Annotated in this window: 29 protein-coding genes; 23 read left to right on the forward strand and 6 right to left on the reverse strand. The window is 65.4% G+C overall.

Annotated elements, in window-relative coordinates:
* Positions 1-6 precede the first annotated feature (6 nt).
* The 5 genes from AC3WR5_RS28575 to AC3WR5_RS28595 all read right to left on the reverse strand — a co-directional run bounded on the left by AC3WR5_RS28575 (position 7) and on the right by AC3WR5_RS28595 (position 4,945).
* The gene (locus AC3WR5_RS28575; protein WP_231010088.1) at positions 7-864 is read right to left on the reverse strand and encodes a flagellin N-terminal helical domain-containing protein; all 858 of its coding nucleotides are present in this window, start codon (positions 862-864) and stop codon (positions 7-9) included.
* A gap of 142 nt (positions 865-1,006) precedes the next feature.
* Entirely contained in the window at positions 1,007-1,882 is an 876-nt protein-coding gene (locus AC3WR5_RS28580) for a flagellin N-terminal helical domain-containing protein (protein ID WP_141289260.1), read from the reverse strand.
* A gap of 142 nt (positions 1,883-2,024) precedes the next feature.
* Complete coding sequence (locus tag AC3WR5_RS28585; protein WP_141289261.1) at positions 2,025-2,930, reverse strand: flagellin N-terminal helical domain-containing protein; 906 nt, start codon at positions 2,928-2,930, stop codon at positions 2,025-2,027.
* Between the two features lie 142 nt (positions 2,931-3,072).
* A complete protein-coding gene (locus tag AC3WR5_RS28590) occupies positions 3,073-3,939 on the reverse strand; it encodes a flagellin N-terminal helical domain-containing protein (protein WP_141289262.1) in 867 nt (288 codons plus the stop codon).
* 142 nt (positions 3,940-4,081) lie between these two features.
* Complete coding sequence (locus AC3WR5_RS28595; protein WP_141289263.1) at positions 4,082-4,945, reverse strand: flagellin N-terminal helical domain-containing protein; 864 nt, start codon at positions 4,943-4,945, stop codon at positions 4,082-4,084.
* Between the two features lie 162 nt (positions 4,946-5,107).
* Between AC3WR5_RS28595 and dapF the strand changes: the two genes are divergently transcribed.
* The 3 genes from dapF to AC3WR5_RS28610 are packed head-to-tail and all read left to right on the forward strand — an operon-like array spanning position 5,108 to position 7,610.
* Positions 5,108-5,965, forward strand: coding sequence for a diaminopimelate epimerase (dapF, locus tag AC3WR5_RS28600; RefSeq protein WP_492488890.1), 858 nt, complete (start codon positions 5,108-5,110; stop codon positions 5,963-5,965).
* The gene (locus AC3WR5_RS28605; protein WP_492488892.1) at positions 5,962-6,648 is read left to right on the forward strand and encodes a DUF484 family protein; all 687 of its coding nucleotides are present in this window, start codon (positions 5,962-5,964) and stop codon (positions 6,646-6,648) included. Before dapF ends, AC3WR5_RS28605 begins: the two co-directional genes overlap by 4 nt.
* An 8-nt stretch (positions 6,649-6,656) precedes the next feature.
* Positions 6,657-7,610, forward strand: a complete 954-nt coding sequence (locus AC3WR5_RS28610) for a tyrosine recombinase XerC (protein ID WP_492488894.1) — start codon at positions 6,657-6,659, stop codon at positions 7,608-7,610.
* Positions 7,611-7,620: 10 nt separating this feature from the next.
* Here the strand turns inward: AC3WR5_RS28610 and AC3WR5_RS28615 are convergent, their stop codons facing one another.
* Positions 7,621-8,214, reverse strand: coding sequence for a hypothetical protein (locus tag AC3WR5_RS28615; RefSeq protein WP_492488896.1), 594 nt, complete (start codon positions 8,212-8,214; stop codon positions 7,621-7,623).
* 339 nt (positions 8,215-8,553) lie between these two features.
* Here AC3WR5_RS28615 and AC3WR5_RS28620 point away from each other — a divergent pair, with 339 nt between their 5' ends.
* The 20 genes from AC3WR5_RS28620 to AC3WR5_RS28715 all read left to right on the forward strand — a co-directional run bounded on the left by AC3WR5_RS28620 (position 8,554) and on the right by AC3WR5_RS28715 (position 25,325).
* The gene (locus tag AC3WR5_RS28620) at positions 8,554-8,820 is read left to right on the forward strand and encodes a flagellar biosynthetic protein FliQ (RefSeq protein ID WP_492488897.1); all 267 of its coding nucleotides are present in this window, start codon (positions 8,554-8,556) and stop codon (positions 8,818-8,820) included.
* A gap of 57 nt (positions 8,821-8,877) precedes the next feature.
* The gene (locus AC3WR5_RS28625) at positions 8,878-9,630 is read left to right on the forward strand and encodes a flagellar biosynthetic protein FliR (RefSeq protein WP_492488898.1); all 753 of its coding nucleotides are present in this window, start codon (positions 8,878-8,880) and stop codon (positions 9,628-9,630) included.
* Positions 9,621-10,721 carry an EscU/YscU/HrcU family type III secretion system export apparatus switch protein gene (locus AC3WR5_RS28630; RefSeq protein WP_492488900.1) on the forward strand — a complete coding sequence of 367 codons (1,101 nt, stop codon included), beginning with the start codon at positions 9,621-9,623 and terminating at the stop codon, positions 10,719-10,721. The genes AC3WR5_RS28625 and AC3WR5_RS28630 overlap by 10 nt, the downstream gene beginning before the upstream one ends.
* Positions 10,718-12,802 (forward strand): flagellar biosynthesis protein FlhA, encoded by a 2,085-nt coding sequence (locus AC3WR5_RS28635; protein ID WP_492488902.1) that lies wholly within the window; start codon positions 10,718-10,720, stop codon positions 12,800-12,802. Before AC3WR5_RS28630 ends, AC3WR5_RS28635 begins: the two co-directional genes overlap by 4 nt.
* Positions 12,803-12,832: 30 nt before the next feature.
* Entirely contained in the window at positions 12,833-13,594 is a 762-nt protein-coding gene (locus AC3WR5_RS28640; RefSeq protein ID WP_492488904.1) for a flagellar hook-basal body protein, read from the forward strand.
* Positions 13,595-13,638: 44 nt separating this feature from the next.
* The gene (gene flgG / locus AC3WR5_RS28645; RefSeq protein ID WP_492488906.1) at positions 13,639-14,436 is read left to right on the forward strand and encodes a flagellar basal-body rod protein FlgG; all 798 of its coding nucleotides are present in this window, start codon (positions 13,639-13,641) and stop codon (positions 14,434-14,436) included.
* 155 nt (positions 14,437-14,591) lie between these two features.
* Positions 14,592-15,212 carry a flagellar basal body P-ring formation chaperone FlgA gene (gene flgA / locus AC3WR5_RS28650; protein ID WP_492488907.1) on the forward strand — a complete coding sequence of 207 codons (621 nt, stop codon included), beginning with the start codon at positions 14,592-14,594 and terminating at the stop codon, positions 15,210-15,212.
* Positions 15,209-15,832: a flagellar basal body L-ring protein FlgH gene (locus AC3WR5_RS28655; protein WP_492488909.1), complete on the forward strand. Its 624-nt coding sequence runs from the start codon at positions 15,209-15,211 to the stop codon at positions 15,830-15,832. Before flgA ends, AC3WR5_RS28655 begins: the two co-directional genes overlap by 4 nt.
* 35 nt (positions 15,833-15,867) lie before the next feature.
* The gene (locus AC3WR5_RS28660) at positions 15,868-16,974 is read left to right on the forward strand and encodes a flagellar basal body P-ring protein FlgI (protein ID WP_492488911.1); all 1,107 of its coding nucleotides are present in this window, start codon (positions 15,868-15,870) and stop codon (positions 16,972-16,974) included.
* 25 nt (positions 16,975-16,999) lie between these two features.
* A complete protein-coding gene (locus tag AC3WR5_RS28665) occupies positions 17,000-17,353 on the forward strand; it encodes a flagellar basal body rod protein FlgB (protein ID WP_492488912.1) in 354 nt (117 codons plus the stop codon).
* 54 nt (positions 17,354-17,407) lie between these two features.
* Positions 17,408-17,824 (forward strand): flagellar basal body rod protein FlgC, encoded by a 417-nt coding sequence (locus AC3WR5_RS28670; RefSeq protein ID WP_492488914.1) that lies wholly within the window; start codon positions 17,408-17,410, stop codon positions 17,822-17,824.
* On the forward strand, positions 17,821-18,150 hold the full coding sequence (gene fliE, locus AC3WR5_RS28675; protein ID WP_492488916.1) for a flagellar hook-basal body complex protein FliE: 330 nt from the start codon (positions 17,821-17,823) through the stop codon (positions 18,148-18,150). Before AC3WR5_RS28670 ends, fliE begins: the two co-directional genes overlap by 4 nt.
* 122 nt (positions 18,151-18,272) lie before the next feature.
* Positions 18,273-19,679: a flagellar basal-body MS-ring/collar protein FliF gene (fliF, locus tag AC3WR5_RS28680; RefSeq protein ID WP_492488917.1), complete on the forward strand. Its 1,407-nt coding sequence runs from the start codon at positions 18,273-18,275 to the stop codon at positions 19,677-19,679.
* Positions 19,680-19,699: 20 nt separating this feature from the next.
* Entirely contained in the window at positions 19,700-20,251 is a 552-nt protein-coding gene (locus AC3WR5_RS28685; protein ID WP_492488919.1) for a hypothetical protein, read from the forward strand.
* Positions 20,252-20,280: 29 nt separating this feature from the next.
* Complete coding sequence (locus AC3WR5_RS28690) at positions 20,281-21,048, forward strand: FliH/SctL family protein (protein ID WP_492488921.1); 768 nt, start codon at positions 20,281-20,283, stop codon at positions 21,046-21,048.
* Positions 21,048-22,364, forward strand: a complete 1,317-nt coding sequence (locus AC3WR5_RS28695) for a FliI/YscN family ATPase (RefSeq protein ID WP_492488923.1) — start codon at positions 21,048-21,050, stop codon at positions 22,362-22,364. Before AC3WR5_RS28690 ends, AC3WR5_RS28695 begins: the two co-directional genes overlap by 1 nt.
* A gap of 32 nt (positions 22,365-22,396) precedes the next feature.
* Entirely contained in the window at positions 22,397-22,867 is a 471-nt protein-coding gene (locus tag AC3WR5_RS28700) for a hypothetical protein (RefSeq protein ID WP_492488925.1), read from the forward strand.
* Complete coding sequence (locus AC3WR5_RS28705) at positions 22,854-23,669, forward strand: hypothetical protein (RefSeq protein WP_492488927.1); 816 nt, start codon at positions 22,854-22,856, stop codon at positions 23,667-23,669. The genes AC3WR5_RS28700 and AC3WR5_RS28705 overlap by 14 nt, the downstream gene beginning before the upstream one ends.
* The gene (locus tag AC3WR5_RS28710) at positions 23,666-24,067 is read left to right on the forward strand and encodes a flagellar hook assembly protein FlgD (RefSeq protein WP_492488929.1); all 402 of its coding nucleotides are present in this window, start codon (positions 23,666-23,668) and stop codon (positions 24,065-24,067) included. Before AC3WR5_RS28705 ends, AC3WR5_RS28710 begins: the two co-directional genes overlap by 4 nt.
* 49 nt (positions 24,068-24,116) lie before the next feature.
* Positions 24,117-25,325, forward strand: a complete 1,209-nt coding sequence (locus tag AC3WR5_RS28715) for a flagellar hook protein FlgE (RefSeq protein ID WP_492488930.1) — start codon at positions 24,117-24,119, stop codon at positions 25,323-25,325.

Consider the following 25,325-nt stretch of genomic DNA (forward strand, 5'->3'; position numbering starts at 1 on the left):
TCAGGCTTATTGCATCAGCGACAGGACCATCTGCGACATCGAGCCCGATTGCTTGAGCATCGAGGTGCCGGCCTGCAGCAGCATCTGCTTGGCGGTCATGTTGGACGTTTCGGTGGCGTAGTCCACGTCCATGATGCGGCCCTTGGCGGCGGTCGTGTTGGTGCTCATGTTGGCCAGGTTGTTGTAGACGTGGTCCAGCCGGTTGGACGCGGCGCCCAGGGCCGAGCGCACCGTGCCCACGTCCTTCAACGCGGTGTCCAGCTTGGTGATGGTGGCGTTGGCGGTGGCCGTCAGTTCGGTGCCGGTGCCGGCCGCCGTGTAGTTGCTCGAAGCAGCGGTCAGCGAGGCTTCCAGCGTGGTGCCGAGCGCGGTGGACACGTCGACCGACATGGTTTCGCTGGCGCTGGCGCCGATCTGGAACTTCACCGCGGCGGTGGCCAGCGTGCCACCCTTGAGCAGCTTCGCGCCGGCGAAGGTGGTGTTGCTCATGATGTTGCCGAGTTCCTGGCCCAGCGCGTCGTATTCGGACTGCATGGCCGTCTTGTCGTCGGTCGAAGAGGTGCCGTTGGACGCCTCGGTCGCCAGGTCCTTCATGCGCTGCAGGATGTCGGTGGCTTCGCTGAACGCGCCTTCGGCCGTCTGCATCATCGAGATGCCATTCTGCGTGTTGCGCTGTGCGACGGCCATGCCACGCGTTTGCGCGTTCAGGCGGGTGGCGATCTGCAGGCCGGCGGCATCGTCCATCGCGGAGTTGACGCGGTAGCCGGTGCCCAGGCGGGTCATGGAGGTGGTGAGGGCCTTCTGGCTGTTGGCCAGGGCGCTTTGCGTGGACAGGGCGGCGGCGTTGGTATTGAGGCTGAGCACGGGGAACTCCTGGCGGGGTTGGAAAGTCGGGGCCTCGTGTCGACGCCCTCACCCCTGATAGGCGACCGGTGGCGCTCGGCGCTTAAAGCAGGGCATGAAAAAAGCCACCCGGAGGTGGCTTGCTTGTGACATGGGCCGAGGCTTACTGCATCAGCGACAGCACCATCTGCGACATCGAGCCCGATTGCTTGAGCATCGAAGTGCCAGCCTGCAGCAGCATCTGCTTGGCAGTCATGTTGGAGGTTTCGGTGGCGTAGTCCACGTCCATGATGCGGCCCTTGGCAGCGGTGGTGTTGGTGCTCATGTTGGCCAGGTTGTTGTAGACATGGTCCAGCCGGTTGGACGCAGCGCCCAGTGCCGAGCGCACGGTGCCAACTTCCTTCAGTGCAGTGTCCAGCAGCGTGATCGACGCGGCAGAGCCGATTTCGGTGCCGGCCGTCCAGCCCGAGGCCTTGTAGTTGTTGGCGCTGGCGGCTTTCAGCGCGGCGTCCAGCGTGCCGCCAGTCTTCAGGCTGGCCGACACGTCCACCTTCATGGTTTCGCTGGCGCTGGCACCGATCTGGAAGGTCACTCCGGTGGTGGCGGCCAACGAGCCGGTCGCGGCGTCCAGCAGCTTGGCGCCGCCGAAGGTGGTGTTGGCGGTGATGTTGTAGAGCTCCTGGCCCAGCGCGTCGTATTCGGACTGCATGGCGGCCTTGTCGTCGGTCGACGCGGTGCCGTTGGCGCCTTCGGTCGTCAGGTCCTTCATGCGCTGCAGGATGTCGGTGACTTCGCTGAACGCGCCTTCTGCCGTCTGCATCATCGAGATGCCGTTCTGCGTGTTGCGCTGGGCGACGGCCATGCCACGCGTTTGCGCGTTCAGGCGGGTGGCGATCTGCAGGCCGGCGGCGTCGTCCATCGCGGAGTTGACGCGGTAGCCGGTGCCCAGGCGGGTCATGGAGGTGGTCAAGGCCTTCTGGCTGTTGGCCAGGGCGCTTTGCGTGGACAGGGCGGCGGCGTTGGTATTGAGGCTGAGCATGGGGAACTCCTGGGCTGGTGGGGAAGGGTGGGCTTCGTCTCGATGCCCTTAACCAGTCAAGGCGACAGGCAGCGAACCGCACTTAAACGCCGGAATGAAAAAAAGCCACCCGGAGGTGGCTTGGTGATGGATGGGCCGGTGCTTACTGCATCAGCGACAGCACCATCTGCGACATCGAGCCCGATTGCTTGAGCATCGAAGTGCCGGCCTGCAGCAGCATCTGCTTGGCAGTCATGTTGGACGTTTCCGTGGCGTAGTCCACGTCCATGATGCGGCCCTTGGCAGCCGTGGTGTTGGTGCTCATGTTGGCCAGGTTGTTGTAGACGTGGTCCAGGCGGTTGGAGGACGCGCCGAGGGCCGAGCGCACCGTGCCGACGTCCTTCAGTGCGTTGTCCAGCAAGGTGATGGTCGCCGCGGCACCGATCTCGGTGCCCACCGTGGCCGCGGTGGCCGTGGTCTTGTAGGCGGCGCTGGCCAGGCCCAGCGTGCCGCCGTCGTTCGTCAGCCCGGCGACCGATGCCGAGACGTTGGTCGTCATCGTTTCGCTGGCGCTGGCGCCGATCTGGAAGGTCACGCCGCCGGTCTTGCCCAGCGTGCTGGTGCCGCCGGTCACGGCCGCGGCGTTGGTGCCGGTGGCGAACAGGGACTGGCCGCCGAAGCTGGTGTTGTCCATGACGTTCTTCAGCTCGCGGCCCAGCGCGTCGTATTCCGACTGCATGGCGGTCTTGTCGTCGGTCGAAGCCGTGCCGTTGGCACCTTCGGTGGCCAGGTCCTTCATGCGCTGCAGGATGTCCGTCACTTCGCTGAAGGCGCCTTCGGCGGTCTGCATCAGCGAAATGCCGTTCTGCGTGTTGCGCTGTGCGACCGCCATGCCACGAGTCTGGGCGTTCAGGCGGGTGGCGATCTGCAGGCCGGCGGCGTCGTCCATCGCGGAATTGACGCGATAGCCCGTGCCCAGGCGGGTCATCGAGGTGGTCAAGGCCTTCTGGCTGTTGGCCAGGGCGCTTTGCGTCGACAGGGCGGCGGCGTTGGTATTGAGGCTGAGCATGGGGAACTCCTGGCTGGGTTGGAAAGTCGGGGCCTCGTGTCGACGCCCTCAACCCGGATAGGCGACGAGGTTTCGATCGGGCTTAAACCCGGGAATGAAAAAAGCCACCCGAAGGTGGCTTGGCGGCTGACAAAGCGGAGGCTTACTGCATCAGCGACAGCACCATCTGCGACATCGAGCCCGATTGCTTGAGCATCGAAGTGCCGGCCTGCAGCAGCATCTGCTTGGCAGTCATGTTGGACGTTTCGGTGGCGTAGTCCACGTCCATGATGCGACCCTTGGCGGCGGTCGTGTTGGTGCTCATGTTGGACAGGTTGTTGTACACATGGTCCAGACGGTTGGACGCTGCACCCAGGGTGGAGCGCACCGCGCCGACGGATTTCAGCGCCGTGGTCAGCTTGTCGATCGTGCCATTGGCGTTGGCGGCATTGATTTCACCGGTGCCGGTGGCGTGCGCCGTGGCGGCCGCGTAGTTGGCGGTGGCGGCGGTGATGTCCGTCACTGCCGTGGCCAGATCGGTGCTGGCATTGACGGTCATGGTTTCGGCGGCCGAGGCCCCGATCTGGAAGGTCACCGCTGCGGCCATCGTGCCGCCGACCAGCAGCTTGGCGCCGCCGAAGGTGGTGTTCTTCATGATGTTGCCGATTTCCTGACCCAGCGCGTCGTACTCCGACTGCATGGCATCCTGGTCGTCAACCGACGAGGTGCCGTTGGACGCCTCGGTTGCCAGGTCCTTCATGCGCTGCAGGATGTCGGTGACTTCGCTGAACGCGCCTTCTGCCGTCTGCATCATCGAGATGCCGTTTTGCGTGTTCTTCTGCGCCACGGCCATGCCGCGGGTCTGGGCGTTCAGGCGGGTGGCGATCTGCAGGCCTGCGGCATCGTCCATCGCGGAATTCACGCGATAGCCGGTGCCCAGGCGGGTCATCGAGGTGGTCAAGGCCTTCTGGCTGTTGGCCAGGGCGCTTTGCGTCGACAGGGCGGCGGCGTTGGTATTGAGGCTGAGCACGGGGAACTCCTGGCTGGGTTGGAAAGTCGGGGCCTCGTGTCGACGCCCTCACCCCTGATAGGCGACCGGTGGCGCTCGGCGCTTAAAGCAGGGCATGAAAAAAGCCACCCGGAGGTGGCTTGCTCATGGGAGGGGCCGAGGCTTATTGCATCAGCGACAGGACCATCTGCGACATCGAGCCCGATTGCTTGAGCATCGAGGTGCCGGCCTGCAGCAGCATCTGCTTGGCGGTCATGTTGGAGGTTTCGGTGGCGTAGTCCACGTCCATGATGCGGCCCTTGGCGGCGGTCGTGTTGGTGCTCATGTTGGCAAGGTTGTTGTAGACGTGGTCCAGCCGGTTGGAGGCGGCACCGAGGGCCGAGCGCACCTTGCCCACGTCCTTCAGCACCGTGTCCAGCTTGGTGATGGCGGCATTGGCGCCACCGGCGGCGGTGAGTTCGGTGCCGGTGCTGCCAGCTGCCGCGTAGTTGGCGGTGGCGGCCAGCAGGTCGGTGCCCAGCGTGGTCATGTCGGTCGAGACGTTCACCGCCATGGTTTCGCTGGCGCTGGCGCCGATCTGGAAGGTCACGCCACCGGCGCCCAGCGTGCCACCGGCCAGCAGCTTGGCGCCGCCGAAGGTGGTGTTGTTCATCACGTTGTAGAGCTCCTGGCCCAGCGCGTCGTATTCGGACTGCATGGCGGTCTTGTCGTCGGCAGACGAGGTGCCGTTGGCTGCTTCGGTGGCCAGGTCCTTCATGCGCTGCAGCATGTCGGTGACCTCGCTGAACGCGCCTTCGGCCGTCTGCATCATCGAGATGCCGTTCTGCGTGTTGCGCTGGGCCACGGCCATGCCGCGGGTTTGCGCGTTCAGGCGGGTGGCGATCTGCAGGCCGGCGGCATCGTCCATCGCGGAATTGACGCGGTTGCCGGTGCCCAGGCGGGTCATCGAGGTGGTCAGGGCTTTCTGGCTGTTGGCCAGGGCGCTTTGCGTCGACAGGGCGGCGGCATTGGTGTTCAGGCTGAGCATGGGGAACTCCTTGGCTGGGTTGGAAGTCAGGGCCGCCTTGCGACGCCCTCACCGTGACTAGGCGTCGGTGCTGGCGCGGCCCTTAAGCCAGCCGGTCGAAAATCCCTGGGCAAACCCCGCGAACCGAGGGGCCGGCAGCGCGCGAGCGCGGATAATCGCGCCATGCGTTTGCGATTCACCAAGATGCACGGCGCCGGCAACGACTTCGTCGTGCTGGACGCGACCCAGGCGCCGCTGGCGCTGAGCCGCGATCAGCTGCGCCTGCTGGGCGACCGGCGCTTTGGCGTCGGTGCGGACCAGATCCTGGTCGTCGAGGCCGCGGACCGGCCCGGCGTGGATTTCCGCTACCGCATCTTCAATGGCGCGAGTGGCGACGAGGTCGAGCAGTGCGGCAATGGCTCGCGCTGCTTCGTGCGCTATGTGCGCGACCATGGCTTGAGCGAGCGCGACACCATCCGCGTGGCCACCGTCAACAACGAGCTGGAACTGCGCCTGCAGGCCGATGGCCGTGTCTCGGTGGACATGAACCAGCCGGTCTTCGAGCCCGCCCGCTTGCCGTTCGACCCCGCCGGCCTGGTGCCGCGCCGGGTCAATGGCTTCGAGCTTTGGCCGCTGGACCTGGGGGCGGGCGACACCGCCGAAGTGGCCGTCGTCTCGATGGGCAACCCGCACGCCGTGCTGCGCGTGCCTGAGGTGGACGCTGCCCCGGTGGCCAGCTGGGGCCCGCGCATCGAGGCCCACCCGCGCTTCCCGCGCAAGGTCAACGCTGGCTTCCTGCAGGTGCTGAGCCGCAGCGAAGTGAAGCTGCGAGTCTTCGAGCGCGACGCGGGCGAGACCCTGGCCTGCGGCACCGGCGCCTGCGCGGCGGTCGTCGCCGGCATCCGCCTGGGCTGGCTGGACAGCAAGGTGGACGTGCACACCCGCGGCGGCGTGCTGACGATTGAATGGAACGGCCCCGGGCATTCGGTCTTGATGACCGGCCCCGCGGTGACCGTGTTTGAAGGAGAGATCGAACTGTGACCACCCCGCTGCAAGGCATCACCGAAGACGACATCGCCAACTACCTGGTCAACACGCCCGGCTTCTTCGAGCGCCATGCCGAACTGCTCTCCACCGTGCAGCTCACCAGCCCGCACGGGCTGCGCGCCGTTTCGCTGCAGGAGCGGCAGATGGAAATGCTGCGCGAGCGCATCAAGGGGCTGGAGCGCAAGATCATCGAGATGATCCGCGCCGGGCAGGACAACGTGGTGATCGCCGAGCGCATGCACCGCTGGACCTGCGCGGTGATGCTGGCGCGCAGCGCCTCGCTGCTGGGCCAGGTGCTGATCGAGGAGCTGAAGCACGAGTTCCTGATCCCGCAGGCCGCCGTGCGGGTCTGGGGCGTCTCGGCCGGCCACAGCCACCTGCCGTGGGCGCAGGCCGTGAGCGACGACATCAAGACCTTCGCGTCCAGCCTGACCCAACCGTACTGCGGCCTGAACGCCCAGTTCGAGGCCACCAGCTGGCTGGGCGACCCGACGCCGGCGCAGTCCGTCGCGCTGGTGCCGCTGCGCCTGGGCAAGTCCGCTGGCGAATGCTTCGGCCTGCTGGTGCTGGGCTCGCCTGACGCGCTGCGCTACCAGAGCGACATGGGCACCGAGTTCCTGGTCCAGGTCGGCGACATTGCCGGCGCCGCGCTGGGCCGGCTGCTGGTGGGCGAATAAGCGCCGCGATGGATGACGAGGTTCAGCCTGCGGCGTTGCCGGACCCGCTGCCGCGTTACCTCAGCCACCTGCGCGTGGACCGGCGCTTGGCCGAACGCTCGCTCACCCTCTACACCGACGCCTTGACCCGGCTGGCCGCCGCCGCCGCCGCGCAAAACCTGCCGCTGGACCGGCTGCTCACGCACCACGTGCGCCGCATGGCCGCCCAGTTGCATGGCCAGGGCCTGGCGCCGCGCAGCCTGGCGCTGCAGCTCTCGGCCTGGCGCGGTTTCTACCGCTGGTGGGGCCGCGAAGGCGGCGTGCCGTTGAATCCGGTCGATGGCGTGCGCCCGCCCAAGGCCCCCAAGCCATTGCCCAAGGCGCTGGCGGTGGACCAGGCCGTGGCGCTGGCCGAAGCCCAGCCCGACACCGGCGACCCAGCACTGGGCGCACGCGACCATGCCATCGTCGAGCTGCTCTACAGCAGCGGCTTGCGCGTGGCCGAACTGGTCAGCCTGGACGCCTCTCCCGGCCCGGCCGCGGTCGGCTGGATCGACGAGCAGGACGCCACGGTGCACGTGCTCGGCAAGGGCAGCAAGCGCCGCGCCGTGCCGGTCGGCCGCAAGGCGCTGGAAGCGCTGGCCGCCTGGCGCGCCGAGCGCGACCTGGTCGCCAGCCCCGGCGAGCCGGCACTGTTCGTCAGCAACCGCGGCACCCGCCTGTCCACCAGCCAGGTGCGCACGCGGCTCAAGGCCCTGGCGCTGAGCGCCGGCCTGCCCACGTCGGTCCACCCGCACATGCTGCGCCACAGCTTCGCCTCGCACCTGCTGCAGTCCAGCGGCGACCTGCGCGCGGTGCAGGAACTGCTGGGCCACGCCAGCATCAGCACCACCCAGATCTACACCAAGCTGGACTTCCAGCACCTGGCCAAGGCGTATGACGCCGCCCATCCGCGGGCCAAGCGCAAGGCCGGCGAAACCTGAAGCGGCCTTGTCAGGCGCCCGGCTTGGTTTTCGCGCTGTACATCAGCGAGATGTGGCTGCCGTTGTTGCCGTCGTCGCTGACGTCGACCATCACGTTGCTCTCGGCCTTGGTGTCCGAGATGCTCAGCGTCATGCCTTTTTCCTTGCCCTGGTCCATCACCAGCTTGTCTGCCTGGCTGGACTTGAGCTGCGCGCGGTACCACTCCGAAACCTTCTTCGGGTCGTCACTGCTGGTCAGCTCCACCTGCATCATCATGCCGTCGCCGTTGACAATGCGCGTGCCCTTGTTGTCGGCCGGCTTGGCGCCGGGGTAGAACGGCAACCCCAGTTCCTTCTCGCTGATCTGGGCCGAGCCCATTTCCATCTTGAAGGCCTTGCCGTGTTCGTCCTGACCTTCGACCTTCATCCCACCACTGCCCAGGTCCACCTTGGCATTGGTGTTGCCATCCTTGTTGATCGAAGACTCGATCAACTTCTCGGTCGCCTTCTGCGTGGCCACCTCCTGGACCTTGCCGCAGGCGGTGAGGCCGGCCATCATGCAGATGAGGAGGGCGGCTGATCGGCGCAGGCGAGCCGTGGCGGCGGGCAGCAAGGCAAAGTACATCGGGGTCTCCTGGTGTCTGAGGTTTGGCAGCGTGGACTGCAAGCGGTCCGGATGTTGCTACGACTGCGTGCATTGAGCTATCCCATGGACAAGGCCATGAACAAGGCGCATGGCGCGGACTGACCGGGCGCTGACGAGCCTGCGATTTGCTACAACAACGCGAACTCGGAGTGTGATTTTTCACACGAAAATGCGTTGGGCGCAGGTGGCGCGCAGGCGAAAAGCGTCAATTACACTCAAGCCACAAAAAATAACATAGCAGTACGCGTTCGTTCACGAACAGCGATCAGAGGGTGTGCCGGTTCTGCAATGGAGCCGGCAGGGAGAGGGAGTGAGTTCATGCAAGCAGACCTTGCGCTTCAGACGCTGGGCGATCTGTTCTGGACGGGGTTGCTCATCTGCGCTCCTGTGTTGGGCTTGACGATGCTGGTTGGTGTGCTGATCAGCGTCTTGCAGGTGGTGACGCAGGTGCAGGAGATGTCGCTGACCTTTGTACCGAAGCTGGTGGTCGCGAGCCTCACGCTGGTCATGTTTGGCCCGTGGATGCTCCGCACCCTGTCTGCGTTTGCCGTCCGTTTATGGACGGGCATTCCAGCCATGCTCTGACCCGACCAACGCCGAACGCGCGGGTTCGTCATGTCAGGCATAGACCCTGGTTGGGCCTTGGCTGCCTTTTTCCTGTCGATCAGGATCGGAGCGGTGGCCTTGTTGGCGCCGCCGCTGGCGGGCGGGATGATTCCCGCTTCCGTGCGGGTCGCCATCGTCCTGTCGTGGTCTGCCGTTTTCGCCGCCTTGGCTGGCGCCACGCCGGGCACCAGCACCGGCTTGCAATGGCCACCTTCGCTGGGGAATTTGCTGTTGGGTGCGGCGAACGAGGCCATGCTCGGCGCGGTCATGGCGCTGGGTCTGAACATGGCGTTCGCCATGTTTTCGCTTGGTGCGCGCTTGCTGGACGTGCAGATCGGGTTCGGCATCGGACAGGTCTTTGACCCCTTGACGCGTCAGCAGTCGCCCGTGCTTGGCGTGCTGTACAGCCAGCTCGCAGGCGTGTGTTTCTTCCTGCTGGACATTCATCACGCGATGCTGAGAGGGCTCGCGCTGAGCATCGACGCGATACCGCCTGGGGCGCACTGGCCGCCTGAAGCCTTGCTGCAGGCCATCACGCGGCAAGCCGGACAGATGTTCAGCCTCGGGTTCGCCATGGTCGCGCCCATCGTGTTTTGCCTGATGTTGGCGGAGCTGGGCCTGGGTGTGCTGTCGCGCAATCTGCCCCAGATGAATACCTTGGTCGTGGGGGTGCCGGTCAAGATCGTGGTGGGTGTCGCGGCGCTGGGGTTTTGGGTATCGATGGCCACTCATCCCATGCAAAAGGCCTACGACAGCACCTTCGTTGCCTGGAGCGCGCTATGGCGATGAGCGAAGGTGATCTTGATCGCAACGAAGATGCGACGCCGCACAAACTTGCCGAGGCGCGCAAACGCGGGCAAGTCGCGAAGAGCGCCGACATCGTCTCGTCCATCGTGTTCATGGTGGGCGCGGTACTGCTCTATGCAAAGGGCTGGGATGGCCTGGTTGCACTGTTCAAGTTCGACCATCGTGCGCTCGCGGCATTGGGAGCTGACACCGACCCTTCGGCGGCACGGCTCATTCAGCTCTCTGTTCGCATCCTGGACGGTGGCCTGCAATTACTGCTGCCAGGCATGGGTTTCGTGCTTGTCGCGGCCATCCTGTCCAACGTCGGGCAAACCGGGCCTCTTTGGTCCTGGCACCCCTTGAAGCCCGACCTGCAGCGCATCAATCCCGTGACGGGCTTCAAGCGCGTGTTTTCGTTGAGAACGCTATTTGATGCTTTGCGGGCGGTCATCAAACTGGTGGTCCTGAGCGTGGTGGTGGGCGCGAGTTTGTGGGGCATGTTGCCCAGCTTCGTTCAGCTGGGGGATGTGACGCCTTATGGGCAGGCTGGGCTGCTGGTTCGAGACTTGGCGGCGCTCGCGCTGCGCATCGCGCTGGCTTTGTTGCTCATTGCATCGCTCGACTTCATTTTCTCGAACCGCGAGTTCGCCAAGAAGATGAGGATGAGCCGGAAAGAGATGCGCGACGAGTCTAAGAATCGGGAAGGCGATCCCAGGATTCGCGCCAGGCTGAGAGAACTGCGCAGGGAAATGCTCAAGCGCAGCAAGGCCATCCGGCGGACCGCCGAGGCCGACATCGTGATCACCAACCCGACACACATTGCGGTGGCCTTGCGCTATCGCCATGGCGAAATGGCGGCCCCGGTGGTCGTCAGCAAAGGCGCCGGCATGCTTGCGCAAGCCATTCGACTCCTTGCCGCGCGCCACAAGATTCCGGTTTTGCGCAGCCCCAGCCTCGCCCGGGCCTTGCACGCGACCACGCCACTGGACGCGCCCATTCCAACGCACCTGTATCCGGGCGTTGCACGGCTGCTGGTCTGGGTGTTGAGCCTCAAATCGCCCGCTTCGCAAAAGGCAAAGGGTACTGTCAGATGAGCGCCATTCCTTCTGACCAGGGCGTGCTGGGCCGGCACAGCGACATTGCCATGGTGGCATTGGTCATGGGTGTCCTGGTCGTGCTGTTCACGCCGATACCCTCAGGTGTCCTGGACTTTCTGATCCTGTCGAACTTCAGCTTCGCGTTCCTGATCCTGCTGCTGACGTTCTACATGGCAAGGCCGGTCGAGTTCTCGACCTTTCCCTCACTGCTTTTGATCGCCACGCTGTTCCGCTTGTCCCTGAACGTCGCGGCCACACGCTTGATCCTGTCCCAGGCGGACGCAGGCAAGGTGATCGCCGCCATCGGTGCGCACGTCGTGGGCGGCAACTACGTCATTGGCCTGATCGTCTTTCTGATCCTCATCGTCGTGCAGTACGTCGTGGTGACCAACGGCGCGCAGCGGGTGTCAGAAGTGGCAGCTCGCTTCACGTTGGACAGCATGCCTGGCCAGCAAATGAGCATCGACGCCGACCTGAACATGGGTTTCATCGATCAGGCTGAAGCGCAGCGCCGCCGGAAAAACCTGGAGAAGGAGGCCGGGTTCTACGGGGCGATGGACGGTGCGAGCAAGTTTGTGAAAGGCGACGCCATCGCAGGCATCCTGATCCTGCTGATCAACATCGTGGGCGGCATGGTGATCGGTGTCATGCAGGCTGGCATGCGCTGGGATCAGGCGCTCAAGACCTACACCTTGCTGACCATTGGCGATGGCATCGTCACCCAGGTGCCTGCATTGGTGATCGCGGTTGGCACCGGCATCATCGTCACGCGCTCCGCTGCCGATGGCAATCTCAGCAAGGAGGTGCTGAAGCAGATCACCTCGTTCCCCAAGACGCTGCTGTTGGTGGCCTGTGCCCTGTTGGTGCTGCTGACATTGCCCGGCATTCCGGCGCTGCCCACCGCGGTGCTGCTTGTCCTGGTGGGGATGGCGGCCTTCTTTGCGTACCGCAAGTCGCGCCTCGCGGCTGCCTCCATGCAGGCGAGCCAGGACGCAGCACCTACCGGCGCGGAGGACGGTCACCCAGCGGACGATCCCTATGCCGCGCTGTCGGTCGAGGCGATCGAAGTGCACGTCGGCTCGCATTGGGCCGCCCAGGCCAGCGCTGCGGGCGCAGCGCTGATGGAGCGCGTGGCCAGTTTCCGCAAGCAGCATGCGTTGGAGCTCGGCGTGGTGCTGCCGCGCGTGAGGTTCCGAGACCAGCCCAAGCTCACGCCTTACCAGTACGAAATTCACATCGATGGCGTGTTGGCGGGCAAGGGCGAGGCCAGGGGCGATCGGCTGCTGGCGATTCATCCCGCTGGCGACTTGAAGTCGGTGCCGGGCGAAGCGACGAGGGATCCCACCTACGGCTTGCCAGCCCTGTGGGTGGAACCCAGGCAGCGTGAGGCCGCGGTGGCTGCGCGTTACACGCTGGTCGATGCGCAAACCGTGTTCCTGACGCATCTGACCGAAGTGCTGCGCCGCGAATCGGCCACGCTGATGACGCGCGCCGAAACCGAGCGGCTGATCGACCGCGTGCGCAAGTCGCAGCCCTCGCTGGTGGAAGAACTGATTCCAACGGTGCTCTCGGTGAGCGACTTGCAGCGTGTGCTGCAAGGCCTGCTGAAAGAGAAGGTGAGCATCCGCCATCTGGACGCCATCCTCGAGACGCTGGCGGATGCCGGCCGGCACACCAAGGAGGCTGCTGCGCTGGTCGAGCGCGTGCGCCAGCGGCTCGGTGCAGCCATCTGTCAGCAGTTGGTGGGCGAGGGGAATGCGCTGCAAGTCCTGACGCTGGACCCCCAGACCGAAGGGCAGTTCCTGCGTGCGCTGCGTGCCGCGGAGCCGGCTGTGGCCCCCGCCCTTGACCCGGTGCTGACCGAGCAGTTCCTGTCGCGACTGATCCAGCAGGCCGAAAAAATGATGAAGAGCAATCTGCTGCCGGTCCTGTTGTGCGCGCCGGAGTTGCGCCGTCACCTGAGGCTGTTGAGCGAACGCGTGCTGCCCCATTTGCGGGTGGTGGCCATGACAGAAGTGCCGTCAACGGTAGAGCTTCGCTCGTACGCCGTGATCGCGCCCACGAGCCAAGCCAGTTGATCGTTCAGAGATTCTTGACCCAGGACCACCATGAGTTCCATTGCTGCACTCACCCTGACTTCGATGGCCAACGACCAGGCGCGCCTAGATCGTGTCGCAACCAACATCGCCAACGTCCAGACACCGGGCTACAAGCGCGAGATCTGGGTGGCGCGCAGCGGCGTGGCGGGCACTTCGTTCGATCAACAGCTCGACCAGCAACTCGCATCTCAGCTTGGGGTTGGCCGGCAGGCCTCACTCAGTGCGGACATGGCCGCCGCCTCGATTGGCCGTGACATGAGCGTTGGCACCGCCAAGTCCACCGGACGCGCCTTGGACCTGTCCTTGGCGGACCGTGGATTTTTCGAGGTGGCAACCGAGCATGGCCCGGCCTACACCCGCAGGGGTGACTTCCAGGTCGATGCCAGGGGACGCCTCACGACCGCCGATGGCTTGCCTGTGCTGGGCACAGGCGGCGAAATCGCCTTGAGCGACGCCCATCCCAGGATCGATGCCAGCGGCCGCATCTACGAAGGGGATCGGCAGGTTGCGCAGATCCGCGTGGTCGACCTGCCGGACGAAGGCTTGCAGGCCCAAGGGCATGGCCTCTACACCTCCAACCTGCCGGCGGTTGAAATTCCCGTTGGCAAAGCTGGTGTCCGGCAGGGTTTCCTGGAGAACGCCAATGTGGACCTGGCCAGCGAGATGGTCGGCCTGACTGCCACCATGCGGCACTTCGAAGCCATGCTGCGCGCCACGCAGGGACGGGATGAACTGCTCGGCACGGCCATTCACAAGCTTGGCGAAGTCTGAGCCGTCGCAGCACGCACACCGATTGACATCACAGGAACGCCCTCATGTTCGACGCCCTGCAGATCGCCGCCACCGGCATGCACGCCCAGCAGCAAAGTGTGGACGCCATTGCCAACAACCTGGCCAACGTCAACACCTCGGGCTTCAAGAAGGCCCGAGTCAGCTTCTCCGACATGGTGGCGCGACAAGCCGAGGCCGGTGCGGCAACCGAAGCGCAGCCGCATGCCGACCTCGGTCTTGCGAGCCTGGCCACCAGCGGTGCAGGCGTGTCTGTCGGGAAGGTCCTGCATTCCTTCGACGCGGGCGAAGCTCGCAAGACGGACTCGCCCTATGACATCGCCATCGCAGGCGACGGCTTCATCGAAGTCACGCTGCCGGATGGCAGCAAGGCCTACACGCGGGGCGGCACCCTGCGTGTCTCACCGGACGGCCAACTGGCCACGCTCAGCGGCATGCCGCTGAAGCCTGGCATTGCCATTCCGGATGATGTGCAGGACCTGGCCATCACCGGCGATGGCCGCGTGCAGGTCAAGAGTGCACGGCATCCACAGGCGATCGAGGCAGGCCAGTTGGACATGGTGCGTTTCATTGCGCCTTCTTCGTTGGAGCCCATGGGCGATGGCCTGTTTCGCGCGACGGAGCAGGCCGGCGAGCCGATCACGGGCCGGGCGGGCGAAGACGGCCTGGGCACGATCAAGCAGGGCTACCTTGAAGGCTCGAACGTGAAGCTGGTCGAGGAAATGGTCAACCTGATGGTGGCCCAGCGTGCCTACGAGGCCAGCGTGAAAGTCATCCAGGCATCGGACGAGATGCTCGGCATGGTGAACAACCTCCGCAAATGAACAACGCTCATCGGTGCCGTCTGGGCTGCGCCTGTTTCATCGTGTTGGCGGTCGGGCTTGGCCAGGGTGCAAGCGCCTTGGCCAGGGACATGCCTGTGCCCACCGCAGCGACCGTGCCTCCGTTGGCGCCTGGCGAGCAATGGGTGTCGCCGGACATGCTGTTCGATGCCGCAGCCCAAGCGGTGCGCCAGCGGGCCGAGCAGGGGCCGGCCACTCGGCTCGAACTGGCGATGCCGCAGGAAGGTATCCGCGGCTTGGTGGTGGCCGGCGGCGCGTTGCAGCTCGTGGCCAAGTCGTTGCCCGCCGAGCGACCTTGGTCGCCGAGGCTGTCCGTTTGGGTCGACGTGATGCAAAAGGGCGAGCTTCGCCGCTCGGTGTTGGTGCCGTTGCTGGTGAAGGCCTGGCAGCGGGGCTGGGTGGCCCGGCGTGACCTGCCGGCAGGCACGGTGCTGAGCGCCGACCAACTTCGCGAGGATGAGGTGGACGTGGCGGCAGGCGGCTCAATTCCCCAGGTCGAGCCCGCGGGTCGCGTGCTGCGCTCGATGCTGCTCGCCGGCCGCTACGTCGGTGCGCTGCAGACGGTTCAGGCCAAGGCTGTGCAGCGCGGGGATCGCGTCGAGTTGTTGCACCGCATGGGCGCGGTCGAGGTGCTGGCGTCCGCAGAGGCGCTTCAGGACGGCGAGCCTGGCGAGCATGTCCAGGTGCGCTTGCAGGCTGCTGGTGGCGCGGTGCTCGCGCGCGTGATGTCGGCAGGCAAAGTGGAACTGATCAAATGAACCTTCGTACCTTGACAAGCAAGCGGCTGCCGCTGAGTGCGCTGCTGCTGATGGTTGCAGCAGCAGGTCTGCAGGGGCGACCCGCGCTGGCGCAGAGCCTCTATGACGAGACCACCTTCCGCGCCTTGACTGCGGACCGCAAGGCATTTCGCGTCGGTGATGCGCTGACCGTCCAGGTCGTTGAAAGCGCCACCGCCACCGCGAATGCCGACACCGGCACGCAGCGTCGCAACAACCTGGGCCTGGATCTCGCGCTCTCTTACCCGCCGCGCATCAACCAGAAGACTGCAACGGCCAATGCTGCCGTCAGCGGTGACTTCGACGGGGGCGGCAGCACCCAGCGTGCGGGCCGGCTCGTGGCCCAGCTGACCGTGTCGGTACGCGACGTGCTGCCGAATGGCGACCTGCTGATTGCCGGTGAGCAGCAACTGATGATCAACGACGAACGGCAACGCATTTCGGTCACCGGCCGTGTCCGGCCCCAGGACATTTCCGAGGCCAATGTCGTGCTGTCCTCCAGGGTGGCCGACGCTGACATCGTCTACGTGGGCGAGGGTCATCTTGCAGACCGACAGAAGCCGGCCTGGTGGCGGCAACTGGCGGATTTCGTCGGATTCTGAACATGCAGGTGTTTGTGCTTCAACTGCTCCGGGTCATGGCCCTCCTGCTGCCGCTGTCCTGCCAACTCGTCTTTGCGGCTGGTGCGCCTACGGAAGGCTCGGTCCGCATCAAGGACCTGGGCCGGCTGCAAGGCTGGCGTGACAACGCGCTGGTCGGCTATGGCTTGGTCACCGGCCTCGCTGGCACGGGCGACTCGCCGTCCAACAAGGCCACACGGCAGGCGCTGTCGAACCTGCTCTCGCAGTTCAATCAGACCATTGCCGCAGACCAGCTGCAGAGCCGCAACGTCGCGGTGGTGATGGTCACCGCGGCGCTGCCCATGCTGGCGCGAGAGGGCGACACGCTGGACGTGACCGTGACCTCTGGCGGCGACGCGCGCAGCCTGGTCGGTGGCTCGCTGCTGCTGACACCTCTGAGGGCGGCCAACGGCAGGACCTACGCCATTGCCCAGGGGCCACTCGCGGTCGGCGGCTACCGTTACGACGCCAATGGCAACGTGGTGCAGAAGAACCATCCGACGGTGGGGGCGGTTCCCGGTGGCGCAACGGTGGAGGTGGGCATGCCACGAACGGCCGCGCCGCTGCCTTCGGTGACCTTCGTGCTGGCGAATCCTGACTACACGACGGCCGCACGGGTGGCCGAAGCGATCAACCGGACGATGGGCGAGGGCATGGCGGATGCACGCGATGCGTCTGGCATCGAGATCCGCGTGCCCGAAGACGAGCAGTGGCATGCAGTGCCTTTCCTTGCCAGGATCGAGAACATCTGGGTCGAACCCGACCGCCGTGCCAAGGTGGTCATCAATGAACGCACGGGCACGGTGGTGGCCGGCGGCGACGTGCGCATCCAGAAGGTCGCCGTCTCGCACGGTGACCTGCGGGTGTCGATCACGTCGGAAACCTCGGTTTCTCAGCCGCTGGTGCTGGGCGGCTCGCCCGCCGGCGCGCGCACTGCGCTGGTGACGAACAGTCAGGTCGACGTGTCCGAACCTGCGGGGGCAGGCTTCGTTGCCGGTGGCAACACGGTTGCCGATCTGGTGCAGGCGCTGGCTCGCCTGAGGGTCAACACGCGCGACATCATTTCCATCCTGCGGGCCGTCAAGGCTGCAGGCGCGCTGCAAGCCGAATTGGTTGTGCAGTGAACCCAAGGCTTAGAGAGGACCGCACATGAACACGCCCGGCATCGAATCGCTGACCCTGCCCGTCCTGTCCGCCGCACTGGATGCGGCGGTGATGCGGCACCAGGTCATTGCGAACAACATCGCCAACGCCAACACGGCCGGCTTCAGTGCCCAGCGCGTCAGCTTCGACGTGGCCTTCGATGAGGCGAACGCGGCACAGGGCGGGGGCGTCGCGGCGCGCTTGCAGCCACAGGTGGCGCTGAGTGTCGATGGTGCCGTGCGGCTGGACAGCGAAATGGCCGCCATGGCGCAAAACGGCACGCAATACCAGGCGCTGTTGAAGGCGGTGAACCGGCACCTGTCCTTGCTGGCCACCGCGGTCTCCGAAGGCAAGCGCTGATCGCGCCTGTGTTCGGTTTCCTCCTTTGATCAACGCTGACAGCAACCTTCCGCCATGAGCTACAACCTATTCGCCATCTCCGCCATGGGCATGGACGTCGAGCGGCTGCGCGTCGACGTGGCCGCCCTGAACCTCGCCAACGCCAATCTGGCCATCGCGCCCAACGAGCAAGGCTTTCAGCCGCTGCAGGTCGTGGCCAGATCGCTGCCCAGTGCCGGCCTGCAGTTCGAGCAGTGGATGAGGACGCCGCAGGTCAGCGTCCAGCCGACCGGTGTTTCGCCGCGGCAGGTGCTGGAGCCCGGCCATCCGCTGGCTGACGACAAGGGTTTCGTTCGCTATCCGGCGGTGGACCAGACGACCCAGATGATGTCCATGATGGGGGCGATGCGGGCCTACGAGGCCAACGTCGCTGCGATGAACATGAGCCGCATGCTGGCGATGAAGGCCCTGGAAATCGGGGGCGGCCAATGAGCGCCGCGTCGTTCCTGCCACCGCTCACGGCCATCGCCGGCGTGGCTGACCCGGCCCCCGTGACGGCCGCGCTTCAGGCTGGCACCGTGAGCGCGGCGGCCGCTGGCAATGGCTTCAGCGACATGGTGGTGCAAGGCCTGAGCCAGGTGAACAGCAGCCTGCTCGCCAGCCAGCTCGACATGCAGCAACTTGCCAGTGGCGACACCAGCAACCTGCACCAGGTGATGATCCGGATGGAAGAGTCCCGCCTGTCGTTCCAGCTGATGCTGCAGGTTCGCAACCACCTGCTCGAGTCCTACCAGGAAGTCATGCGCATGCAGGTATGAGCCTGGCGCCATGCAAGTAGCGATGAGAACGAGAACGCAGTTTTGAAGCAGAGGGTGTGATGGGAATCGGGGCGATGTGGGAGGGAATGGGTCGAGGGGCGCGCTGGTCCCTGGGGCTGGGTGTGGCTGTGGTCCTGGCGGGCACGGTGGCCTTGGGCTATTGGGCCTTGCGCACCGACTACGCGGTGTTGTTTGCCAACCTGTCGCCGCAGGATGCGTCGGCCATGACGCATGAGCTCGACCAGATGAAAGTGCCCTATCAGCTCAGCGACGATGGCGGCACGATCCTGGTGGACAGCCACAGCGTGCCGCAGACGCGGATGAAGCTGCTGGGCAAGGACTTGCCGCTGCATGGCGCAGTCGGCTTCGAGTTGTTCAACAACTCCGACTTCGGCATGACCGAGTTCGCGCAGAAGGTGAACTACCAGCGCGCACTGCAGGGCGAACTGACGCGCACCATCCTGTCCTTGTCCGAAGTGGCGGCTGTGCGTGTGCATCTGGCCTTCCCGCAAGACAGTCTTTTCAAGCGTGACCAGGACCACAGCAAGGCGTCTGTCACGCTCACCTTGAAGGACGGCAAGGCATTGAGGCGCGATCAGGTTCGGGGGATCCAGCGTCTGGTCGCGGCAGCGGTTCCTGGCATCGAAGCCCGCGACGTGACCCTGGTCAACGACCAGGGCGTGGCGCTGACGCAGAGCGACGACGCCGAGCCCGCAGGGGCTGCGTCGGCGCGCCTCGAACTGAAACGCGAAATCGAGCAATACCTCGCGCAGAAGGCCAATGCGGTGTTGGACAAGGCGTTTGGCCCGGCGCAGGCCTTCGCCAGCGTCGACGTGACGCTGGACCTGAACCAGGTCAAGGTGACGACGGAGGACGTGACCGCACCCGCCGGCAGCAATGGCGAAGGCCCTGTCGGCCTGGTGCTGCACGAGCGCGAAACGGTGCGCGAGACTGGCCGGGAAGGCGCCAGCAACCCGAGCGACACCAGTGCGCCTTCCAACGTGAACCGCGAGGTGGACTACCAACTTGGCCGTCGTGTCGAGCAGGTGATCTCCACGCCGGGTGCCATTGCCAAGCTGCAGGTGCTGGCGGTATTGCGCATGCCGCTGAGCGCCACGCAGACCGAGCAGGCCAGCCAGCTGGTGGGCAGTTCCGTCGGTGCAAGCCGTGAGCGTGGCGACGTGGTGGTCGTGCAGCCGCTGATGGGTCTGGCGGGCGCGTTGGCCGATGCACCGAAGCCTGCGCAGGGCGAAATGGGAACGACTCAGCCTCTGGCTTCTGCCGCTGCGCCTTTGCCGCCCGTTCGTGTGGTGGCCGGACAGGGCACATCGATCAGCGTGGTTCAGGTCATCGAGCTGTTGCTGGCCCTGGTGGTGCTGGGGCTTGCTGCCGTGTTCCTGCGCGGGCGTGCACGCTCACGGCGTCTGCAAACTGCGGTGATGAGCGAGGGCGAACGCGAGCTGGCGCTTGCCCAGCTGAAGACCTGGCTTCACCAGGACGCGCCAACGCCGGGGAGTGGCAGCCGATGAGCCGCCTTTTTTCTGACGAGATGAGCCAGGCCGGCGATCTCGCGTCCACGCCTCGCCGCCACGCGGCGCTGCTGCTGCACGCGATGAGCGAGCTCGATCGTGACTGGGCGCTGCAACGCCTGTCCGCTGCTGAGCGGTCCGCGCTGGCGCCGCTGCTGTCCGAGTTGCAGGCACTGGGTGTTGCGGCGGACCTCGCCCATGTGCGCAATCTGCTGGGGCAGCCCGCTCGCCATGACGGCGGGCCACGGGCGATCATTGCGGCAGCGCCGGTCGGGCAGGTCGTGCAGGTGTTGATGCACGAGCCAGCAGCACTGGTGCACAAACTGCTGGCGCTCGGCCCTTGGCCCTGGGCTGGAGAAGCCTTGGGCCTCCTGCGCGCTCGTCGCGGCCAGGCCTTCGGTTTGGTGGAGCCGCGTGCGCAGGCCGGTGAAAGTCCGGCACTGGACCATGCGCTGCTCGCGGCCGTTGCCGGCAGGCTGTCGCCCTCGGAAGGGCGGCAGGCCCCCGCGCGTCAGCCGGTGCAGCCCGGCTGGCGGCGATGGTGGCTCACAGCCAGGCGGGCCATCGCATGAGTGTCCCTGGCTCCGTGATGCGCAGCCCGATGCTGCGGCAGGACCGGAAGGTTCTCGTCGCTGGTGGCCCGTCGGCACCGGCAACCGTGGCGCGTGTTCCGCCAGTGCCGGCTGCCGCCGCGCCACATCAGCCTTCATCGGCTGAGAGATCGGTGATGCAACCCGTTGAAGCGCCCTCCGCTGCCCAGCCAGGGTTCGAAGAAGGCCGCGCCGCAGGTTTGCAGCAAGGGCTGGCTGACGCCGAAGCCTTGCTGGCCCGCGAGGTCGAGTCTCGGGTGCAGGTCCTCAAGACCCAGTGGGAACAGGCAGAACAGCGGCGCAAGGAAGAGCACGCACAGCGGCAGGCAACGCTCGAAGCCTTGCTGCAGGCTGTGCAGAAGGCCATGCCGGAACGCTTCCTGGTGCTCGAGCGCCAAGCGGTGGAATTGGCTTATGAGGCGCTTTGCAAGATCCTCGGACCGCAGGCTGGTGAACCAGTGCATGGCCGTGCAGGGCTGCTGGCTGATCTGTTGCAACAGGGCATGCGTCAGCTCAAAGGACAGGCTTGGCTGGGCGTGAAGTTGAGCGCGCAGGACCATGCAGCGCTGATGAACAGCGAAGCGGGCCGCGCCCTGAGCGAGCGCCATCCCGAAATGCCACTTGTCATCGATCCGTCGCTGGCCCCGCTGGACGTGGTGATCCAATCCGACCATGGTCAGTTGGACGTGGGGTTGAACACCCAGCTGACGCGGCTTAGGGACCTGTGGGTGGCTGCTGGCGTGCCGCCAGCCGGGGCTGGTGCAGGAGGAGCGACCTGATGCTGGCCGCATTGCGTCAGGCCACGGCCGGGGCGGAGCTGATGCGCCGGCTGGGCACGGTCCGCCAGGTCGGCGGGCTGGCGATCGAGTCGGACGGGCCAGATGTCAGCCTGGGCGAGCTGTGCATCATCACGCCGCGCTCTGGCAAGGACCGGGTGCTGGCCGAGGTCGTCGGCCTGCGGCGTGGCGTGGTCACGCTGATGCCCTTCAAGGCAGCGCAAGGCCTGGCGGCGGGCTGCCGGGTCGAAGCAACCGGCACCAGCGCGGAGGTCCCGGTGGGGCCCGCGCTGCTGGGCCGGGTCATCGACGGTTTCGGCCACGCGCTGGACGGGCTGCCCGATCCGCCTCGGCTGCAGACCCGGCCGGTCAAGGCCTTGCCGATCAATCCGCTTCAGCGACCGCGGCTGGACACCGTGCTGGAGACCGGCGTGCGGGCCATCGATGCACTGCTCACGCTGGGCCGCGGGCAGCGCGTGGGGATCTTCGCGGGCAGCGGGGTGGGCAAGAGCACCTTGCTGGGCATGATCGCCAGGCACGTGAAGGCCGACGTGAACGTCATCGCCCTGATCGGCGAGCGCGGCCGCGAGGTCAAGGAATTCATCGACAAGCACCTCGGGCCGGAGGGTTTGCAGCGCTCGGTGGTGGTGGTAGCTGCGTCCGATCAGCCGGCTCTGGCAAGGCTGCACGCCGCCTATGCCGCGGTGGCCATTGCCGAGGCCTTCCGCGACCAGGGCAAGCAGGTTGTGTTGACGATGGACTCCATCACCCGGTTCGCGATGGCGCGGCGGGAAATTGGCCTGTCCGCAGGCGAGCCACCCACCGCGCGCGGCTACACCCCATCGGTCTTCGCCGAGCTGCCCGAGCTGTGCGAACGCTGCGGCAGCGCCCCGTCCGGTGGCGCCATCACCGCCTTGCTCACGGTGCTCGTGGAGGGCGATGATCCGAATGAACCCATCGCCGACAACCTGCGCGCGATCCTGGATGGCCACATCGTGCTGTCGCGGCAGCTCGCGCAGCAGGCGCATTTCCCGGCCATCGACGTGCTCAAGAGCGCAAGCCGGGTCATGAGCGATCTCGCCACCCAGGACGAGCTGCAGTCCGCGCGGTTTGCCGCCGCGACGCTGGATTTGCTGGAGCGCAACCGCCAGTTGGTGGAGATTGGCGCCTATGCGGCAGGCAGCAATGCGGAGCTGGATCGCGCACTGCGCATGAAGCCCTCGCTGCAAGCCTTCCTGCAACAACACGAGGGAGGTGTTGCCAGGTCCGAGGCCTTGCAGTCCCTGGCGCGCATCGTGGCCTCCGGGGGGCGCACATGAGCGGCGTGGACACGCGAAGCTTCAGCTACGCCTTGGCACCGGCACGCCAGCGGGCGCAGCACGAGGTGGAGTTGGCAACGGCTGAACTGGGGGCCTGCCAGCAGCGCTTGATTGCGGCACAGCGGGACTTGCAGCAGCGCCGCGACGACTACGCCGCGCTGGCCCGCCGGATCACGCCGCTGGTCAAGGGTGTCATCGACCCCTGGCGTGCCATGGCCGCATCCGGCCACGCCCTTTCGCTCGCGGAGTCGATTGCCAAGGGCGAAGCCGAGCTGCGCCAGCACGAAGATGCCGTGCAAGTCGCACAAGCTGCGCTGAAGCAGGCACGGGTGTCGCAAGAGGGCTTCGATGCGCACCACACGCAAGCCCTGGAAGCGTTCGGCATCGAGATGCTGAGGCGGCAGCAGGTGGCCATTGACCAGGACTGGATCGCTCGCGATCACGTGTTGCGGATTCGCGCGTTGCAGGCGAATGCGCAGGGGAGCACCCATGAACCGACTTGACCCCTTCCTTGTCGCACAGACGCTGGGCGCGCAGGTGAGAAAACCAGCTTCGCAAGTGGTGGCCGAGCCCCAGGGATGGCGCAAGGAAATGGAGCGCGCCCAGGCAGACAGCTGGTTCCATGGCGTGCTGCCTCAGCACCGGGAGTTGGCATCCCAGCATGGCCAGGCCGACCGCCGGGCCGACGGCAAACCGGAGGCGAACGCAGCCGAGCCTTTTCAAGGCCAACGCCATGTGGACACCACGATGCGGCCATTCGCGGATGCCGCGCTGCCTGGCAACCGGCTTGAGGCACACGAAGCTTCCGCGGCTGCGGGGCGCCTGGTCGCGGGCGGCGCAGCTTTCGTCGGCCAGATCGCACCAGGTGCCAGGGTGTTCATGGCCGAGATGCCAGTGCCAGACGCCGCAGCGGCCAGCCGCTTCATGGCCCGGCCATGGCCTGTCGCATCTCGCGAGTCCGACAGTGAGCCGTTTGACGCATTGCCAGGATCCGCTCGCGAAGCCTCCGCGCGTGCCGCCGAAGAGCTGCCGATTCGGGTGCACATCGAAGGCGACGCAGAAGCCGCCACCGTGTGGCTGGGCATGAACGCTTCGGTGGCCATCGAACTCGCTGCTGCGAAGGATGTCATCGGCCGTTGGCTCGCCCGCACAGGCTACGGCCCGGCCACCTGGGTTTGCAACGGGCGGGTGATCGACCCGCCCCACTCGCAAAGGCCAGCAGTGCCGTTTTCTCTTGACAGGGACTTGCCCAGTTCGTCTACCGCCGATTTCGTTTCCAAGCCTACCCAAGGAGAGTCTCAATGAGTTCCATCGGCGCCATCGGAGCCAGTTCCACCAGCGTCCAGTCGACCAGCGTCAGCATGGACGACTTCATCAACATCCTGTTGACGCAGTTGACCTATCAGGATCCTCTCAAGCCGATGGACAACGAGGCATTCATGGCTCAGTTGGCGCAGTTCACGACGCTTGGTCAGACGCAGGACCTGAGCAGCAAGGTCGATGCGCTGCTGTCGACCCAGTCTTCAATGCAGGCGATTGGATTGATCGGCCGCACCGTGCAGTTCACTTCGGATCAAGGCACGCAGACCGGCACAGTCGCGTCGTTGTCTTGGGCAGGTACAACGCCCCAACTCAGCATCAACGTCACCGGGGGCACTACGGTAAGCGACATCGGCCTGTCCCAGGTCACTGTGATTCGCTGAGAAACCCTTTAGACCACCGATTCAACAGCCAGGGCGGGAGCATTCACAAATGTTGGACACGATTTTCATCGGCATGAGCGGCTTGATGGGTTACTCCAAGGGTCTGCAGGTCATTGCCAACAACACGGCGAACATCAACACCCCCGGTTTCAAGGGCGCCACACTGCAATTTGGCGACTTGTTCTATGCCAACGGTCAGGGGGGCGGTGCAATGTCGGTTAACGGCACTGACCAGATGGGACAGGGTTTGGCGACCTACTCGACGACGCTCGACTTCAGCCAGGGCGAGCTACGCCAGTCTGGCAATGACCTCGACCTGGCCGTGGATGGCCAAGGGCTGTTCATGCTCAAGGATGATGATGGAAACTTGAAATACACCCGCGACGGCGAGTTCGACTTCAATGACAAAGGCATTCTGGTCAACAAGACATCAGGTGCAAAGGTCATGGCCTTTGATGAGCATGGTGCCTTGGTGGAAGTCAGTTTGGCTGGACTTCGCACCAATCCGGCGAAGGCGACCAGCACCGTCAGTTTTCGCGGCAATCTTTCCAACAACACCGCACAGGCCTCCAACGTCCAAACCTTGACCGATGTGGTCGTTCAGGATGCCGTTGGTGGCGAGCACAAGCTCACTGTGAAATTCACGCAGGTCGCCGCCACGCAGAGCAACGAAGTTCGTTGGAGCGTGACGGTAACGGATGGCTCCACGCCCGTGACCGATCAAAACTTGTCATTCATCGGTGCCGCGGTCGATCCTGCAAGTGCCAAATTGTCCTTCAGCTATCGACCGACAGGGCTCGCCGACGTGCCGATCACTTTCGACTTCAGCCAGGACGTCACCTCATTTCCTGGCGGGACGCAATCGACGCTTCAAATGGTGGCCCAGGATGGCTACGCCCATGGCGATCTGACCCAGGTTACCGTGGCAGCCGATGGAAAGCTGAACCTGAAATACTCGAACGGGCAGGATGCTTCGGGTGTCCAGCTCGCACTCGCCAGATTCAATTCGCTGGGCAACGTACGCGCCACCGGCGGCAATTTTTTCGAACCGATCGACAAGTCGACCTGGGAGACGGGCGTTGCGCAATCGGGAGCCTTCGGCGCCGTCAAGTCTGGTGTCGTGGAAATCTCCAATGTCGATTTGTCATCCGAGTTCAGCAATCTGGTGATCATGCAGCGCGGCTACCAAGCCTCGTCTCAGGTGGTGTCTACCGCCAACGAGATGATCCAGGAACTCTTCTCGCTGAAGGGCCGCTGA

The sequence above is a fragment of the Ideonella sp. FW305-24 genome, assembly GCF_058788035.1.

Bases quoted from the DNA above. Each gene is read 5' to 3' on its own strand.
- flgG (WP_492488906.1), top strand. From the start codon at position 13,639: ATGTTCGACGCCCTGCAGATCGCCGCCACCGGCATGCACGCCCAGCAG.
- AC3WR5_RS28715 (WP_492488930.1), top strand. From the start codon at position 24,117: ATGTTGGACACGATTTTCATCGGCATGAGCGGCTTGATGGGTTACTCC.
- AC3WR5_RS28710 (WP_492488929.1), top strand. From the start codon at position 23,666: ATGAGTTCCATCGGCGCCATCGGAGCCAGTTCCACCAGCGTCCAGTCG.
- AC3WR5_RS28635 (WP_492488902.1), top strand. From the start codon at position 10,718: ATGAGCGCCATTCCTTCTGACCAGGGCGTGCTGGGCCGGCACAGCGAC.
- AC3WR5_RS28615 (WP_492488896.1), bottom strand. From the start codon at position 8,214: ATGTACTTTGCCTTGCTGCCCGCCGCCACGGCTCGCCTGCGCCGATCA.
- flgA (WP_492488907.1), top strand. From the start codon at position 14,592: ATGCTGTTCGATGCCGCAGCCCAAGCGGTGCGCCAGCGGGCCGAGCAG.
- AC3WR5_RS28580 (WP_141289260.1), bottom strand. From the start codon at position 1,882: ATGCTCAGCCTCAATACCAACGCCGCCGCCCTGTCCACGCAAAGCGCC.
- AC3WR5_RS28655 (WP_492488909.1), top strand. From the start codon at position 15,209: ATGAACCTTCGTACCTTGACAAGCAAGCGGCTGCCGCTGAGTGCGCTG.
- AC3WR5_RS28585 (WP_141289261.1), bottom strand. From the start codon at position 2,930: ATGCTCAGCCTCAATACCAACGCCGCCGCCCTGTCGACGCAAAGCGCC.
- dapF (WP_492488890.1), top strand. From the start codon at position 5,108: ATGCGTTTGCGATTCACCAAGATGCACGGCGCCGGCAACGACTTCGTC.
- AC3WR5_RS28595 (WP_141289263.1), bottom strand. From the start codon at position 4,945: ATGCTCAGCCTGAACACCAATGCCGCCGCCCTGTCGACGCAAAGCGCC.
- AC3WR5_RS28620 (WP_492488897.1), top strand. From the start codon at position 8,554: ATGCAAGCAGACCTTGCGCTTCAGACGCTGGGCGATCTGTTCTGGACG.
- AC3WR5_RS28670 (WP_492488914.1), top strand. From the start codon at position 17,408: ATGAGCTACAACCTATTCGCCATCTCCGCCATGGGCATGGACGTCGAG.
- AC3WR5_RS28665 (WP_492488912.1), top strand. From the start codon at position 17,000: ATGAACACGCCCGGCATCGAATCGCTGACCCTGCCCGTCCTGTCCGCC.
- fliE (WP_492488916.1), top strand. From the start codon at position 17,821: ATGAGCGCCGCGTCGTTCCTGCCACCGCTCACGGCCATCGCCGGCGTG.
- AC3WR5_RS28690 (WP_492488921.1), top strand. From the start codon at position 20,281: ATGCTGCGGCAGGACCGGAAGGTTCTCGTCGCTGGTGGCCCGTCGGCA.
- AC3WR5_RS28695 (WP_492488923.1), top strand. From the start codon at position 21,048: ATGCTGGCCGCATTGCGTCAGGCCACGGCCGGGGCGGAGCTGATGCGC.
- AC3WR5_RS28630 (WP_492488900.1), top strand. From the start codon at position 9,621: ATGGCGATGAGCGAAGGTGATCTTGATCGCAACGAAGATGCGACGCCG.
- AC3WR5_RS28660 (WP_492488911.1), top strand. From the start codon at position 15,868: ATGGCCCTCCTGCTGCCGCTGTCCTGCCAACTCGTCTTTGCGGCTGGT.
- AC3WR5_RS28640 (WP_492488904.1), top strand. From the start codon at position 12,833: ATGAGTTCCATTGCTGCACTCACCCTGACTTCGATGGCCAACGACCAG.
- AC3WR5_RS28705 (WP_492488927.1), top strand. From the start codon at position 22,854: ATGAACCGACTTGACCCCTTCCTTGTCGCACAGACGCTGGGCGCGCAG.
- AC3WR5_RS28685 (WP_492488919.1), top strand. From the start codon at position 19,700: ATGAGCCAGGCCGGCGATCTCGCGTCCACGCCTCGCCGCCACGCGGCG.
- AC3WR5_RS28610 (WP_492488894.1), top strand. From the start codon at position 6,657: ATGGATGACGAGGTTCAGCCTGCGGCGTTGCCGGACCCGCTGCCGCGT.